The sequence below is a fragment of the Halomicrococcus pelagicus genome, assembly GCF_051917725.1.
GTDB lineage: Archaea > Halobacteriota > Halobacteria > Halobacteriales > Haladaptataceae > Halomicrococcus.
Map to the genome: position 1 here is coordinate 341,762 of NZ_JBQBLX010000006.1, position 14,773 is coordinate 356,534.

Below are 14,773 nucleotides of genomic sequence, written 5' to 3' on the forward strand. Positions count from 1 at the left end.
GCAAGCCGCGCACGTGAAGCTGGCCTGATCATCTACGAACCGACACTCGAGACTGCAACGTCATCCGTCGACCGTCCAGCGTCGACCGTCGTCGTTGCGCCAAGACTGGCGAACGAGTGAGGCTCAGAGAATAATGGCGAAGGAACTCGAACGCGACCTCGGGCTCGCGAGCGTCGTCGCGATCAGTATCGGCGCTATGGTCGGCAGCGGTATCTTCATCCTGCCAGCGCTGGCCGTCGGCATCGCCGGTCCGGCGGTCGTTTTCGCCTACCTCCTCGCCGGCATTCTCGTCCTCCCCGCGGCGCTCTCCAAGGCGGAGATGGCGACAGCCATGCCGGAATCCGGGGGATCGTACGTCTACATCGAGCGCGGGATGGGCCCGCTGCTCGGCACGATTGCCGGACTCGGAACGTGGTTCTCGCTGTCGTTCAAAGGTGCACTCGCGCTCGTCGGCGGCGTGCCGTACCTCCTCTTGCTCGTCTCGGTTCCGGATGCGTGGATACTGCCGTTGACGCTCGGTCTGGCCGCCGCCCTGGTCCTCGTCAACCTGGTCGGCGCCAAACTCACCGGACAGCTCCAGGTGGCCATCGTCGCCGTCATGCTGGCGGCGATGGTCTGGTTCGCCGCGGGGGGTGTCACCGACGCGAGTAGCGCCAACTTCGCCGGGGTCTTCCGCGAGGGACCGGGCGGTCTCCTCGCCGCGACGGGGCTCGTGTTCGTCTCCTATGCGGGCGTCACGAAGGTCGCCAGCGTCGCCGAGGAGATCGAGAACCCCGACCGGAACATCCCGCTGGGCATTCTCGGGTCGCTTGCATTCACGACCCTGCTGTACGTCCTGATCGTCGCCGTGATGGTCGGTGTCGCCGACCTCTCGACGATTGGCGACACGCTCACACCGATGGCGAATGTCGCTGCAGTCACCCTCGGCCCGCTAGGTGTCGCAGCGATCGTCGCCGCGGCCGTGCTCGCACTGGTCTCGACGGCCAACGCGGGCATTCTCTCGTCCTCACGTTATCCTTTCGCGATGGCGCGAGACCGACTTGTGCCCACGAAGCTCGGGACCGTCCACGACGGACTTGGGACGCCCGCGACTGCCATCACGCTCACTGGTGTCGTCCTGCTCGTGCTCATCGCGTTCGTCCCGATCATGGAGATCGCAAAGCTCGCGAGCGCGTTTCAGATTCTCGTGTTCGTGCTCATCAACGCCGCTGTCATCGCATTCCGCGAGGGTCACGCCGAGTACGAGCCGAACTTCCGGTCACCGCTCTACCCGTGGATGCAGGTATTCGGCGCCGTGACGGGACTGGTCCTGCTGACGCAGATGGGACTCGTCCCGCTGGTTGGCGCGGTGGCTATCACCGCCGCTGGGCTAGCGTGGTACCTCGCGTACGCCCGTCAGCGGGTCGAGCACGAAGGAGCGGCCATCGAGGAAGTCCGCCGCCGCGTCGGCGAGGACCTCGTCGGGGACACCCGCGAGGCGCTCTCTCAGCCCGGCTACGAGGTGCTCGTCGGTGTCGGCGAAGAGACGAGCCCGGAGCGAGAACGGGCGCTGGTACGCGTCGCCGCCGATGCCGCGCGGGCACACGACGGCGGCGTCTCAGTCGTCCGCTTCGACGTCGAACCCGACCAGGTGCCACTCGATCACGCCGCCGGCGTTCAGTCCCCGGGCGACCAAGCCTTCGAGGCGTTCACCGAACGACTGGCAGCCGAGGTCGACGTTCCGGTGAGTTTCGGGGAAGTCGTCAGCCACGACGTCGCCCACGCGGTCGTCAACGTCGCCGACGAACACGACGCAGATTTCGTCTTGCTACCCGAAGACGACCCCAGCTTCGAAGGGGGACTACTGCGAGGTGGGGTCCAGTGGATCCGCGAACACGCCCCGTGTGACGTTGGGACGCTCTCCGACGGTGACGTCGGCGACGTGACGGACATCCGCGTCGTCACCGGCCGCGGGCCGTACGACCCGGTCAAACTGGCACTGGGTGACGCGCTCGCCACGGTCAACGACGCACGGATGCATCTCGAGTACCGCGTCGGCCGTCACACGACCGATCATCGGGCAGATGCTATCGACGCCTACCACGGCGATCTTCGCGAGGTCGTCGGAAGCCCTGGGAAGACCGTGGTCGCACGTCCTGACGGTGGGCGCGTCTCCGCTCCCGATCTCACCCTCGTTAGCGCCGACGATCCTCTCGACGTCGATCAGGCTGATCAGTCGGAACCGGTGCTCACTGTCCACCTTCACGACTGAAACCGGCCGAGTTGTCTCCGACGGCTGCTGGAACGCCTGACGTTCTGACCGGCTACCCTCTTTTACAGGCGGTTCGAGGCGAATGCCCCGGGGCTTGACCCCGAGGTGGTTCACGGACACCGGTATGCGGCATGGGTTGGAAGGGTCTTTCTGGCACTCTATCGGAGGATTCTCCAAGAGATAGAGGGGCCGTTGACAGTGACGCACCCTGTGTATCCCATTGGATGTAGTCGCCACACCCCAAAGCGAATGGTTATTACTGTATATCGGCTAGGTGTGGCATGGGAACTCTTAACAACGGGTCGCCGATCGACGACATCGGGTATCTCTCTCGATCCGAACATCGTATTCCAATGCTCGTTTCGCTAACGGATCGTCCCCGGAGTCGCTCCGAACTCTGTGAGCTGAATGAAGTGTCATCGTCGACAGCCCGACGAACGTTGAGCGAATTCGAAGACCGCACTTGGGTTCAAAAGGAGGGGTACCAGTATGTAGCAACACGGTTGGGAGAGGCCATCGCGACCGGGATGGAGGATCTGATCGACCTTTTCGAAACCGAGCGGAAGCTACGTGACATCTGGCACTGGCTTCCAGACGAGGTGATTGAAGTCCCGACCGAGACATGGTCTGAGCTGACTGTCACACTTCCGGAGCCCGATTCACCCTACCGTCCTGTGAACCGATTCAAGTCGCTTCTCCAGCAGACGAACGAGGTCCGCTATCTTCGACCCGAGGTTGCCTTGATGGAGCCCTGCTTCGACGCGCTCCTCTCGTTGATTGACGCCGGAGTAGACATGACGTTGATCGACCGACCGAGTTGTCATTCATACTTCATTACGACGTATCCCGAGCGCAGTTTAGAGATGGAGAAACGGGACAATTTCACGGTTCTTGAACATGACAAACTCCCCCAATGCGGAATTGGCCTTCTAGAAACCCGAGTTACCATCAGTTGTTACGAGCAGGACAGTGGGTCGGTCCAAGCATTGATCGACACCGACGTTCCGGCTATCCGCGAGTGGGCAGAATCGACGTATGCATCCTTCGAAATCGACGCGCGACCGGTCACCCCCGAAGCCTACATGGAGTGACGCTCCCGGTCGCGTGAGTGCAATATCCATCCGGTTGCTCGATGTCTCCCCTTCTACTTCGCAGGACAGACTGGTTGGGCCATCGATTTCTCGGCAGAGTTCAGTGAGCAACTGTTGACGCGTGTACAGTGGCTGAAAGAATGGCAGGACCTGCCGAAATAGCACGGAATAGCTACAACGTCTCAGGAGTCGTTGTGCCGCTTGTCGGGAGGTACAGCGAAACAATGACTGACGACCGGCAAACAATGCACGGAATCGACCTCGAAACACTCGAAGGATTCGCCGAACACGCAGCCGAGAATCCTGAAGCCGTCCAGCTTGGCCTCGGGGCGTCCGCGACCTACGAGGGGACGGCCGCTCACAGCCTGGCAAAGATCGATAGCTACGATCTCGGCGGCGAGACCATCGCTCGCGAGACGCGTGAATACACCGTTCCGTACGGCGCCTGGAAGGAAGTGATGGATGCTGGTGGGTGGGTCGGCGCGACCGATCGAATCGAACCTATCGAAGCAGCACTGTCTGCGCTCGCCGCCTGTATCAATGTCGGCATCACCATCAACGCCGCCGCGAACGGTGTCGACATCGACCATCTTCAGACGCGCATCCGGACAGATTTCGATCCAGCGGTCCTCTTTAGTCTCGCTGAACTCAAGGAGGCCGACTCGGTGTACGAGAATCTGACCGCGGAGGTCGAAATTGATGGAGAGGACATCGACGACGACCTGATCGATGAGTGGGCACGACGAGCGCCCGTCTACACGCTGCTCTCACTCGCTCAGGACATCCAGCTAAGCATCAAAACCCCCGCCGAAGCGGCGGGAGACGACTGATTGGTGAACAACAATGAGTGAATCACTAGACACGGACAAACTCGAACGAAAGGTCAAGTCGATGTACCGTGACGTCGCGGAGTTCTCCGACGGGGAGTTCCACTTCGAAATAGGCAGAAATCTAGCCGAGCGACTCGGATACGATCCAGAAGATCTCTCTGACGTTCCCAATCCTGCGATTGATTCATTCGCCGGTGTTGGATACCACTTCGATCTGGCGGCGATCCAACCCGGTGAGTCCGTACTTGACCTCGGCAGCGGTTCGGGAATGGACCTGTTCGTCGCCGGAATGCACGTCACCGAAACCGGAACGGTTACCGGCGTAGACATGACCGACGAACAGATCCAAAAGGCCCGAAAATTGATTGAGGAGAACGGATTTCACAACGTCGATGTGCGACACGGCCACATCGAAGCGCTCCCCTTCGACGATGAGTCGTTCGACGTGGTCGTCTCCAACGGCGTGATCAACCTCTCCGCAGAGAAGGAACGTGTGTTCGAGGAAGCGTATCGCGTGCTCGAGCCCGGCGGTCGACTCGCACTCTCGGACATCATCAGCGAGTCACAGATGCCGGAGAGCATCAAGAACAACGAGAACCTGTGGGGGGCCTGTATCGGTGGGGCCGAGCAGGTCGACCGTTACATGGCGCTCATCGAACAGGCCGGATTCGAAGTGACCGACGTCCGGGACAACACCCAGTACGAATTCATCTCGGACCAGGCCGTGAATGCATGTCAGACGTACGGCGTGAAGAGCATCTCACTCGGCGCCAGGAAGTGAGCAACATGGGAACCGACACTCAAGCAAATCCGATAAACGAAGAGAAACTGAGCGAACTCGTGGAGACGTCCCTCGTCGATCTCGGTGCAACGGTCCATGCCGCACTCGCCGTCATCGGTGACGACCTCGGGCTCTACGCGACACTTGATGACGCGGGGCCGCTCACGTCAGCTGAACTCGCTGAAAAAACCGAAACCGTCGAGCGTTACGTTCGCGAGTGGTTGCGCTCGCAGGCCGCCGGCGGGTACGTGACCTACGACCCTGAGACTGACCGATACTACCTCACCCCGGAGCAGGCGCACATCTTGGCCAACGAGGAGAGCCCTGTGTTCATGCCCGGTGCGTTCCAACTGGTCGGGTCAGTGGCCAAGATAGGTCCCGAACTTCAGGAGGCTTTCCGAACGGGCGAGGGCATCGGCTGGCACGAACATGACGAGGATGTGTTCCATGGCACGGAACGCTTCTTCGGGCCGTCCTACGGAGCGTTCCTACTCGACTGGATCGCAGCGCTCGATGGCATTGATGCTAGACTGAAATCAGGCGGGCGGATCGTCGACGTGGGGTGTGGTCACGGCGCGCCGACGATCCGCATGGCCGAAGCGTACCCCAACTCGACAGTCGTCGGCGTCGACTACCACGAGGAATCGATCGAGGTGGCGCGCGAGCGGGCGGAAACGGCGGGCGTGGCCGACCGTGTTAGCTTCGAAGTGGCGACCGCGAGGGAGTACACCGGCTTCGACTACGACCTCGTTACGATGTTCAACTGCTACCATGATATGGGAGATCCCGTCGGGGTGGCTGCTCACGTTCGAGAGACGCTAAGTGAGAACGGTGCGTGGATGATCGTCGAACCGTATGCCAATGACCGGGTCGAAAACAATCTTACCCCATTTGGCCGCCTTGGATACTCTATTTCGACACTTGCCTGTACGCCAAATTCGCTCAGTCAAGACGTCGGGTACGGGCTCGGCGCGCAGGCGGGCGAGGACCGAACCCGAGAGGTCGTCACTGGAGGCGGGTTCACGCACTTCCGCCGGGCGGCCGAGACGCCGACCAGTCTGGTCTTCGAAGCAAAATCCTGATTTCTTATCTGGGGCAATCGTGTATCTCTGGATGGAGGAAACTCACCCCGAGTTCGGGACTCATGAGCCACCTGCCCCTGCGACGGAACAACCGGCCCAATCGGTTCCTCAAGACTAGCTTGACAGAACAGTCTTTCCGATTTCCTGATTGTATCGTACGTTCTCTTTCTCTCAGTCCGTGTGGGGCCAGGACAGTGCTGCGACGCGCGTAGCTGGCCCGCACGTCGGCCACGACAAACACGGCCACTTTGATCACCGCTTCTGACGGTGTGCGCGCTGCGGAACGGAAACCACCGACAAAGACGCGCTCACCAACTGCTGCTAACTACATTTCCCCCCATTTTTATGATTTTCAACAGACGCTTCCTGACGTCGCCGAACAGCGCACGCTCACCGACAGCATCGACGACTGCGACGCCGCCGATAGCGTCCCGACGACGCAGGCGGCTCTGCTCGACCGGGCCCGAACGCACGCGGCCGACGTCGCTGCCGAGCACTTCCCCGAGTTCCCCCTTCACAGCGATCGACTGGGAGGTCTTCCAGCGGGCGCAGCGACAGGCCGGCGTCACCGAAGACAACCCAGACACCGAAGCGGCCACGATCCGGCTCACCTGGGACGCTTACCAAGAATTCGGCTGGACACAATTCAGCAAGACGTTTCGACACGAACTCGTCCACGCCTGGCAATACCGGCGGTTTGACGAGGCGGACCACGGTGAGACGTTCGTCCGCTGGACGGACCCGCTTAATATCGCCTAGCACTGCGAGCGATTTACCTCTCCTAAATGGTGGTTGGTCTGCGGGGATTGTGGCCAGCGTCTCGGGCGGTATCGTCGCTCGAAGACGGTCTGCAACCCCGAGGACTACCAGTGTAGCGACTGCGGCGGGAATCTGCGCGTCGAAGCGGGACCTAGGCAATGACCGGCGACCGCTGTCCGCACTGCAAGGCGGTAGTCACAGCGACAACTGTTCGAGGTTCCGCGTTGATGGTCGTCCATCCGTGTGGGCATGCACTACGCGTCAAAATCGCTGCTGGTCAAATATAATTCGACGGTACCGTGCTGAATAGAAAGCGCGAAAGAAGCAGGCCAATGCTCTCGAATAGAAGGAGGTTGGGTTGTTCAGTGCTGAGAGAACCGCTCTCGGAAGGGGTGAATTAGTCGTTTAACAATTCCCACCATCAGTACGTCAGTAAATTATGTTTTACTAGCAGCATTTCTTTATAGGTGGTTGTCGTACGAGAGTGCGAGCTGGACGGGAGCAGTGCTGTGAGCACCGTGCAAGAGAAAAACAGGGACCAACTATGACCAACGAGACACACGACACGCGAGCTGACGCAAAATCGGACTCCGAACCGCTACGGGCAACCCGCCGCACTGCGCTTCGCGGGGCGGGTCTCGCCGGCTTTCTCGCGATGGGCGGTGGCGCCAGCGCCCGCCAAGACTCCGGTATACAACTCCACTGGCACCGCCGTGACCTTCGTGTAACCGACAACCCGGCGCTGGCGGGCGACGACCGCGTACTTCCGGTGTTCGTCCACGATCCCGCGATACTCGCCTACGGCGCGCCGCCCGTGGTGTCGTTCCTGCTCGATGCGCTCGACTCATTGCGCGAGCAGTACCGCGAGCGCGGCGGTGAACTGCTCCTCGCCCGCGGCGACCCAAGCGCGGTGCTTCCCAATCTCGCCGCGGCCTGCGACGCCGACGCCGTCACCTGGAACCGCGACTACTCCGGACTGGCGGCCGAACGCGACCGTGCGGTCGCGGCGGCGCTCACCGACGCCGGCGTCAGCGTCGAGCAGTTCGACGGTATCCTCCTCCACGAACCAGCGAGCATCAAGCCGAACGACGGGAGCCACTACGCCGTCTTCTCGTACTTCTGGCGGCAGTGGCGCCACCGGGAGAAGCCCGCCCCCGTCGCCGCGCCCGGTCGCGGTGACGTTGTCGACCCCCGCGACAGCCTTGACGAGGAGTGGCTCGGCGAAGCCTCCGATGCCGCCGGCCCGCTCCCGTCACTCGCCGACCTCGGCTTCGACGAACCCGAAGCCGACGTGCAGCCAGCGGGCACTGACGTTGCCTACGACCTACTCGCCGACTTTCGTGAGGGCACTATCTACCGCTACGGGGACGACCGTGACTATCCCGCTCGGGAAGCGACCTCGCGCCTCTCGCCGCACCTGAAGTTCGGGACAGTCGGCGTCCGGACGGTCTGGAAAGCCACTGAGGACGCGGCGGCTACCGCGAGCGACGGGGACGCCCGGGAGTCGGTTGAGGCGTTCCGGCGAATGCTCGCCTGGCGGGAGTTCTACGCGCACGTCCTCGACGCGCGCCCCGACATAGTTACCGAGAACTATCGCGAGTTCCCGAACGAAATTCAGTGGCGCGATGATCCTGAGGGGCTCCGGGCATGGAAGGACGGTGAGACCGGTTACCCGCTCGTCGACGCCGGGATGCGGCAATTGCGCGACGAGGGGTGGATTCACAACCGCGTCCGGATGGTGGCCGCCGCGTTCCTCACGAAGGACCTGCTGATAGACTGGCGCGAGGGGTACGACTGGTATCGTCGAAAGCTTGCGGACCATGACACCGCGAACGGCGCCGGCGGCTGGCAGTGGGCTGCCTCGACAGGAACGGACGCCCCGCCGTACTTTCGCGTCTTCAACCCAGCGTCCCAGGGTGAAAAGTACGACCCCGACGGCGAGTACGTCCGGGAGTACGTCCCCGAACTCCGGGACGCGCCAACCGACGCCATCCACGAGTGGCCCGCGCTGGACGACGAGGAGCGCGCCGCTATCGCGCCCGACTACCCCGATCCCATCGTCGACCACGGCGAGCGCCGTAAACGCGCAATCGCGGCGTTCGAGGCCGCACACGGCGACGGCTGACGGAGACGAGAGAAGCGGCGCCGTCAGGAGCATAAGGACACGGCGGGGCTGGTTTTCGGGGGCGGGGATACCGAAGCGACGAAATTTCAATGTCAGGCCGAACACAACGGAATTGAGGCTCTCAGATTCCGGACATCTCGAATGTAGCGACCCGTCTACTCCAAATCGAAGGCTGATTGCACGCTTGGGGTGCCTTGAACAACAGTACGGTGAGCAGTTCCAGCCTAAGAACACGTGAGCACGGTGAACACGCCCCAGGGTCAAGCTCCGAGGCACTCGGCCTGCTCCGCCTGTAGAAGGGTATCGTTGAGTACTACGTCGACTTCAATGTAGAGGCCCTACCGAAGCCGACGTGAGAGCCAGAGCAATCACTAGTATGAAAAATCCAAAATTGCTTCCACCATTATATAAGAAATTTATGTTTTACTGCCATCATCTCTTTATAGGGGATTGTCGTACGAGAGTAGGAATTGGGTGGGGAGTGCTGTCGGCACCGCGGAAGAGAAAACGAGGCGAGACACTACTCATGAATAACGAGACACACGATACGACGGCTGACGCAGAATCGGATTCCAACCCGCTGCAGGCAACCCGCCGAACCGCGCTTCAAGGAGCAGGGCTCGCCGGGTTACTCGCGATGGGCGTCGGTAGTGCTGGCGCTCACCAAGACACACCGACACAGACTACCAACCAAGCCGAGCAACAGACGACGGACAATACCGATGGTGTCCCAGTGACATGGGCGAACTTCCCACGTGCCTACTGTCATGCTTCATTTCAGTCAATCGTCAGCAAGGGCGGATTCGGACAGTTCTATCATGTCGGAGATCTTTCTCCCATCGGTGCAAAGAGTGAGTTGGGCATCGGGGAGCAACGTGACTCACTCTACTCACTCGGAGTCTTCGATCTGACCGAGCCCGTCACTATCACGAAACCAGACACCGGTGACCGATATCAGTCGATGAATGTACAGAATGAGGATCAATATGTGAAGCTGAGCGTCACCGAACCTGGCACGTACACATTGACGCAGGATCAGATCGGCACGCAATATGCTGGTATCGTGTTCCGCACGTTCGTCGACGCTGACGACCCGGCCGATGTGAAACAAGTCCGGCAACTCCAAGATCAGATCGACGTGGTGCAATCGTCGCCTGGGTCGTTCGAGATTCCCAACTGGGATCAGCAATCACTCAAACAGATCGACGACGCGCTCAGAACACTCTATTACACGATAGACAACTGGTCGGACGCATTCGGTGACGTCGGCCAGGTCGACCCTGTGAAATTTTTCATCTCCAGTGCGTCAGGGTGGACTGGCGTCCCGGAACCGTCGGAAGCAGTAATCCTCCAACGGACTCCCGACCAGAATGACGGCGACACGCCATACACACTCACCGTCGAGGACGTCCCGGTCGACGGGTTCTGGTCGATCAGCGTCTACAACAGTCGCCTGTCCTTTGTAAAGAACAAATACGATGCCTACACTGTGAGCAACGTGACCGCCGACCGGAACGCTGACGGCAGTATCACGATCCACTTCGGTGGCGACCCCGCCCAGAAGAACTTCCTCTACACCCCGGAGGGATGGCGCTATCTTTTCCGGTTCTACGACCCACGCGAGCCGATTATCAATAGGAACTATCAATTTCCCGAAGCCGAACCGATCGAGTGAGGTGAGCGGACGGCTAGCAGCCGTTCAGTCCGCTCGCGATTCCTTCACCACGATGTCGTGAACACACCCCGGGGTCAAGCCCCGGGGCTTCCTGCTTCCACGACGCGCTTTGCATCCACTCGTGAGATCGTCGCTGGCCCACGTACCTCGACAACGCGTGCTTTGAAGCGATCTCTGTCGGCAGGAGCATCAATATGGGCCAACGTGTTCCGGGCGACCGAGGTCGTTGTTGTCGACGTGGCCGATGTCGTCGTGCTCGTGCTTGGGGTCGTCGTCGTTGTCGCGGTCGTTGTCGTCCTGATCGTCGTGGTCGTCGTTGCTGTTGGCTCTGTGGCCGTCGCTGGTGGGTCGGGCGTCGCTGTCTCGGTTGCGGTCGTCGTGGTGGTCTGAGTATTGTCGCCAAGTCCAAACCCGCCGAGGCAGCCGGCGAGAACGACGAGCAGGGCAAGACAGAAAATGGGACGTGGTTGCGCCATACGTGGGGTCGCTGCTCTGATTAGTTCAACGTTGAGGATTGCGAAGAATGCCGTAAACGGCCTTGTCGATGGTTTTATTCCTAGCTTTGAGAAATACGGTGGACATGATGGACTCGGACACGAGCGGAGAAGATACGTTTCGTCTGTTTGGGTATGAGGTCCCGGAGTTAGTGGCCTGCTACTTTCGTCTGTTTGATCCCGCCAACGTTCCAGATCGGTCCGGTACTGGGTCTTATGTCGAATTGCGTCTGTCGGAGAGGCGGATTGTTACGGGCGATCTGAGGAAAAGCCCTCCCGTGAGGGGAGACTGCCGGACCCAGGGTTCTTCTGGACGGCGGTTCTCTTGCTCGCTATCAGCATCGTGACGGTCGTTCTCCAACTGCTGAGTCTTGTCTAACGCTTTATCCCCTACTGGATCTGTTGAAACTCTCTAGATCATATAAGAATCGTGTGCTGACTACAGAGGATGTATTCTGCACGACGGTCTTCACGCTCGCTATCGGCTTCGGATACCGCGGATACCATCGTAGCGCTCGTCGTGAGCATGTTGTTACGGTCATGAGCAACGGCTAGACGACACAGAAACGATATTTAACTAAAGAGCTAAGTATTCACCCGGCGTTCATTAAACCGGATGGTTGAACAATCGTCGGACGACCCGGATCTCGACGCGATATTCCAGGCGTTGGCGCACCCAATCCGTCGGGACATCCTCGAACAGGTAGCCGACGGGCCGGAGAGCGTCGGCGAGCTAGCCGAGCCCCACGACGTCTCACTGGCGGCCGTGTCCAAGCACCTACACATGCTTGAGGACGCGGGCCTCATCGAGATCGAAAAAGACGGTCGCGTTCGCCGCTGCCACCTTACCGCCGCGCCACTCAGTGCGGCTTTCGGCTGGCTGACACGGTACCGTGTTTTCTGGGAGGACAGGTTCGACGCGTTGGCTATCCACCTGGAGGAAGAAGACCAATGACAACAAACGGCAACGGTGACGATGGACAGCAGCGCAACAATCGGACCAACGAGCAGACCATGACCGTGAGCCGCGTCATCGAGGCGCCGCCCAGGCGGGTCTACGAGGCGTTCCTCGACCCGGACGAGCTGGTCCAGTGGCTCCCGCCGACGGGATTTTCGGCCGAGGTCCACCAGTTCGAACCCGAGGAGGGTGGTACTTTCCGCATGACATTCACGGGAGAGACCGAGGAGTTCGCCGAGTACGGCTCGACATTTGGCGGCACCTACCGGGAGCTCGTCCCTGGCAAGCGCATCGTCCACACCGACGCGTTCGAGACCGACGACCCGGCGATGGCAGGCGAAATGACGGTAACAGTCACCTTCGAGGAGGTCCCCGAGGGAACTGAGATTACCGTCCGCCAGGAGGGGATCCCCCAGGCTATCCCGCCCGAGGACTCCCATGCCGGGTGGACCGACTCGCTCGGGCAGCTCGCGGGGCTGGTGAAAGGAGCATGACTGACGGAGAGACAACCGAGACAGCCTGACCATCCGCAGCTCATCTTCTGGAGAATTCTGACTCTCAGTCTCTTCCTTTAGTACACCTGGAACTGCTGTATATGCGCCCTCTATTCAGCACGAGATCTGAAACCGATCACCGCTTGAGGGTTTCAATACAGCCCCCTCCTCTCTCGTTCCTGACCGCGTGTATAAATAGCCGTCTCGGCATGTCTCCGACCGAACGCTCCCTCGTGTTTTCTTCGGCGACCGTCCCGTGTTCCTCCGATCGCCGTCGACTATTGCTGTTGAATCTGACTTCGTTTTAAGTGGTTCTGGCGATAAGGGATAGATACGACGGACGATCCACGCGGTGTTTCTCTCGAGACTGAATTCGAGCACCAGCTATGCCGACGCATGTGAACGAGACGTCGGTATGAATCCTCACTATCCGTCTGTTCTCACAATAGTCCAACAGGCATACTTGCGACGGGTATCGGACATGGCTAGCGCAAAGGAAGCCCGGGCCAGGCGAGAAAGGGAGTGAAAATAGCACCAGGCATAATGTCTCGATACTGAGCGATCGTAAAGAGGCTTGCAATTTTCATCTCTATGGTCAGGACGTCGTCTGCGGTATAGTAATTGATTCCGGCAGTCGTCTCTCGATAGAACGCGTCAGTCGTCTGCGTCGCCCCATTGTGAGCGTCGATCCCCGCTGTAGCTGGTTGCCGTTGCAATTCTATGTATAGACTCTACCCCGTCCACAGCCAGATTTATTGTTGAATAATATGTTTTGTTATTATGGTAAATTGGTCGCTCATTCGTCGGTGTGGCCTCCGCTATAGCCTTGGATATGGTAGCGTCACCGTTGCCATTGTTGTCGCCGCTGCGACGACCGTCCGCTCGTTGGCGCTTCTCTTTAGTCCTGTTCTGATTGGGGTTTTACTTGTAGTGTACTCGCTGAATGGGTCCGGGGACGTTCGAACGGGGGCTGCTGTTGTGGCGAATGAAGATCCAACAGGCGTGACAGGTACAACCGTTGACCCAGCCGACGAAAATCAGACCCCAACGACACTGGAGTCTGACCTCAAATTCTTCTTCTACGCAATTGGCCTGATTGTATTCGGAATTCTTGGAATGGCGTTCATCGTTATTACAGGACAGCTATCCTCATTCTATACTTTTTGAATGGCAGCCGCTTTTTCAGCAACTATAGAGACTGCAACTATTGTGAGCGATGTTCACCGCTCATTCATCCGATCGAACCATACCGGTACTCTCTGTCTGCCGACCGCGGTTGTACAACGATCGATGGGACAGCCGACCGTGCTGAGACGGCCTGTCCCCTCGGTGTGACCGGTGACGCCCTGGGTGACAGTCAACCGGGAGACTTGAAATGAGGCTAACTTCGCTTTAAGTGGTTCTGGCGATAAGGGATAGATACGACGGACGACCTCGCGGTGTTTCCTTTCGAGACTTGAATTCGAGCACCAGCCATACTGACGCTTGTGAATGAGACATACGTATGAGCCCTACCAACCCGTTTGTTCTCACAGTCCAATAGGCGCGCTCGCGATGAGTGCCGGGCATGGCTAGCGCAAAGGAAGCCCGGGGAGAGCTAGATGAGATGATGATTCTGTGGTGCCCTGATTGAATCCTCTGGGTGTCGTCGCTGTTGTGTCCCTGGATGTGTTGTTGTGCCTGGTTTCGCTGCTAGCTGAGTCCTGTCGGGGTTCGTTCCCAAGAGCAAGGCGCTCGACCGTGCCCTCTAATTCTATCTGAAGACGCGGGGGAACTTGACCGCAGTTCCGATTGGCGCACTCGAGGAGTAATGATGGCTGCTGAGGAGTGCGTCTCTCTCATGCCCGAGGAGATCCCCGTCGAAGTAGCGACGTCCTAGTCCGTCGGACGTGAGGATAATGGCTTTTCGTCGAATGACGTGCGGAGAAACGAGGGACACTTGCGAGCGGTCTTCTGCGGGTCATCAGTGGCTTCACAACCATTTAGATCTCGCCCACGGGCCATCCCGCCAGATAGGCAAAGGGCTGTGGCTGTTCAGTTTGTGGTATGTATCTAACAGAGGTGGTCCCAGGCGTGCATACCGCGGATTCAGGTGGGATATGATAAACTGAATATGGGAAGTCGCTGAACCGAAAAGTCAAGTTTATACAAATCGGGACAAGCCCTGACATTTCGAAATTCCTTAGATTAATATGTACTCAAGCGGAATAGCTCCGGTTATGGCTCGGTGTTC

General features: G+C 59.5%; 14 protein-coding genes. 12 read left to right on the forward strand and 2 right to left on the reverse strand.

Annotated elements, in window-relative coordinates:
• Positions 1-133: 133 nt before the first annotated feature.
• From ACTF4R_RS17635 to ACTF4R_RS17655, 5 genes are all read left to right on the forward strand, one after another.
• Positions 134-2,251 (forward strand): APC family permease, encoded by a 2,118-nt coding sequence (locus ACTF4R_RS17635; RefSeq protein WP_440009215.1) that lies wholly within the window; start codon positions 134-136, stop codon positions 2,249-2,251.
• A 281-nt stretch (positions 2,252-2,532) separates the two neighbouring features.
• A complete protein-coding gene (locus tag ACTF4R_RS17640) occupies positions 2,533-3,342 on the forward strand; it encodes a helix-turn-helix transcriptional regulator (protein ID WP_440009217.1) in 810 nt (269 codons plus the stop codon).
• Between the two features lie 224 nt (positions 3,343-3,566).
• Positions 3,567-4,172, forward strand: coding sequence for an OsmC family protein (locus tag ACTF4R_RS17645; protein WP_440009218.1), 606 nt, complete (start codon positions 3,567-3,569; stop codon positions 4,170-4,172).
• Positions 4,173-4,185: 13 nt separating this feature from the next.
• Positions 4,186-4,953 carry a methyltransferase domain-containing protein gene (locus tag ACTF4R_RS17650; RefSeq protein ID WP_440009219.1) on the forward strand — a complete coding sequence of 256 codons (768 nt, stop codon included), beginning with the start codon at positions 4,186-4,188 and terminating at the stop codon, positions 4,951-4,953.
• Positions 4,954-4,958: 5 nt separating this feature from the next.
• Entirely contained in the window at positions 4,959-6,035 is a 1,077-nt protein-coding gene (locus tag ACTF4R_RS17655) for a class I SAM-dependent methyltransferase (RefSeq protein WP_440009220.1), read from the forward strand.
• Between the two features lie 308 nt (positions 6,036-6,343).
• Here ACTF4R_RS17655 and ACTF4R_RS17660 read toward each other — a convergent pair whose 3' ends face one another.
• The gene (locus ACTF4R_RS17660) at positions 6,344-6,646 is read right to left on the reverse strand and encodes a hypothetical protein (protein WP_440009332.1); all 303 of its coding nucleotides are present in this window, start codon (positions 6,644-6,646) and stop codon (positions 6,344-6,346) included.
• Here ACTF4R_RS17660 and ACTF4R_RS17665 point away from each other — a divergent pair.
• From ACTF4R_RS17665 to ACTF4R_RS17690, 6 genes are all read left to right on the forward strand, one after another.
• Positions 6,558-6,794, forward strand: coding sequence for a SprT-like domain-containing protein (locus ACTF4R_RS17665; RefSeq protein ID WP_440009318.1), 237 nt, complete (start codon positions 6,558-6,560; stop codon positions 6,792-6,794). The genes ACTF4R_RS17660 and ACTF4R_RS17665 overlap by 89 nt on opposite strands.
• 691 nt (positions 6,795-7,485) lie before the next feature.
• A complete protein-coding gene (locus ACTF4R_RS17670) occupies positions 7,486-8,919 on the forward strand; it encodes a cryptochrome/photolyase family protein (protein ID WP_440009321.1) in 1,434 nt (477 codons plus the stop codon).
• Between the two features lie 526 nt (positions 8,920-9,445).
• Entirely contained in the window at positions 9,446-10,594 is a 1,149-nt protein-coding gene (locus ACTF4R_RS17675) for a DUF1214 domain-containing protein (RefSeq protein WP_440009223.1), read from the forward strand.
• A gap of 204 nt (positions 10,595-10,798) precedes the next feature.
• Positions 10,799-10,984: a hypothetical protein gene (locus ACTF4R_RS17680; RefSeq protein WP_440009225.1), complete on the forward strand. Its 186-nt coding sequence runs from the start codon at positions 10,799-10,801 to the stop codon at positions 10,982-10,984.
• Positions 10,985-11,704: 720 nt separating this feature from the next.
• Complete coding sequence (locus ACTF4R_RS17685; RefSeq protein WP_440009227.1) at positions 11,705-12,043, forward strand: ArsR/SmtB family transcription factor; 339 nt, start codon at positions 11,705-11,707, stop codon at positions 12,041-12,043.
• Positions 12,040-12,540: an SRPBCC domain-containing protein gene (locus ACTF4R_RS17690; RefSeq protein ID WP_440009228.1), complete on the forward strand. Its 501-nt coding sequence runs from the start codon at positions 12,040-12,042 to the stop codon at positions 12,538-12,540. Before ACTF4R_RS17685 ends, ACTF4R_RS17690 begins: the two co-directional genes overlap by 4 nt.
• Positions 12,541-13,025: 485 nt before the next feature.
• Here ACTF4R_RS17690 and ACTF4R_RS17695 read toward each other — a convergent pair whose 3' ends face one another.
• The gene (locus ACTF4R_RS17695) at positions 13,026-13,256 is read right to left on the reverse strand and encodes a phosphorylase family protein (protein WP_440009231.1); all 231 of its coding nucleotides are present in this window, start codon (positions 13,254-13,256) and stop codon (positions 13,026-13,028) included.
• A gap of 64 nt (positions 13,257-13,320) precedes the next feature.
• Here ACTF4R_RS17695 and ACTF4R_RS17700 point away from each other — a divergent pair, with 64 nt between their 5' ends.
• Entirely contained in the window at positions 13,321-13,707 is a 387-nt protein-coding gene (locus ACTF4R_RS17700; RefSeq protein WP_440009234.1) for a DUF8070 family membrane protein, read from the forward strand.
• Positions 13,708-14,773: the final 1,066 nt, after the last annotated feature.

What these genes read in the sequence shown, in the direction of transcription:
- ACTF4R_RS17640 (WP_440009217.1), top strand. Translation starts at nt 2,533, where the DNA reads ATGGGAACTCTTAACAACGGGTCGCCGATCGACGACATCGGGTATCTC.
- ACTF4R_RS17650 (WP_440009219.1), top strand. Translation starts at nt 4,186, where the DNA reads ATGAGTGAATCACTAGACACGGACAAACTCGAACGAAAGGTCAAGTCG.
- ACTF4R_RS17645 (WP_440009218.1), top strand. Translation starts at nt 3,567, where the DNA reads ATGACTGACGACCGGCAAACAATGCACGGAATCGACCTCGAAACACTC.
- ACTF4R_RS17700 (WP_440009234.1), top strand. Translation starts at nt 13,321, where the DNA reads ATGGTAAATTGGTCGCTCATTCGTCGGTGTGGCCTCCGCTATAGCCTT.
- ACTF4R_RS17635 (WP_440009215.1), top strand. Translation starts at nt 134, where the DNA reads ATGGCGAAGGAACTCGAACGCGACCTCGGGCTCGCGAGCGTCGTCGCG.
- ACTF4R_RS17685 (WP_440009227.1), top strand. Translation starts at nt 11,705, where the DNA reads ATGGTTGAACAATCGTCGGACGACCCGGATCTCGACGCGATATTCCAG.
- ACTF4R_RS17655 (WP_440009220.1), top strand. Translation starts at nt 4,959, where the DNA reads ATGGGAACCGACACTCAAGCAAATCCGATAAACGAAGAGAAACTGAGC.
- ACTF4R_RS17675 (WP_440009223.1), top strand. Translation starts at nt 9,446, where the DNA reads ATGAATAACGAGACACACGATACGACGGCTGACGCAGAATCGGATTCC.
- ACTF4R_RS17690 (WP_440009228.1), top strand. Translation starts at nt 12,040, where the DNA reads ATGACAACAAACGGCAACGGTGACGATGGACAGCAGCGCAACAATCGG.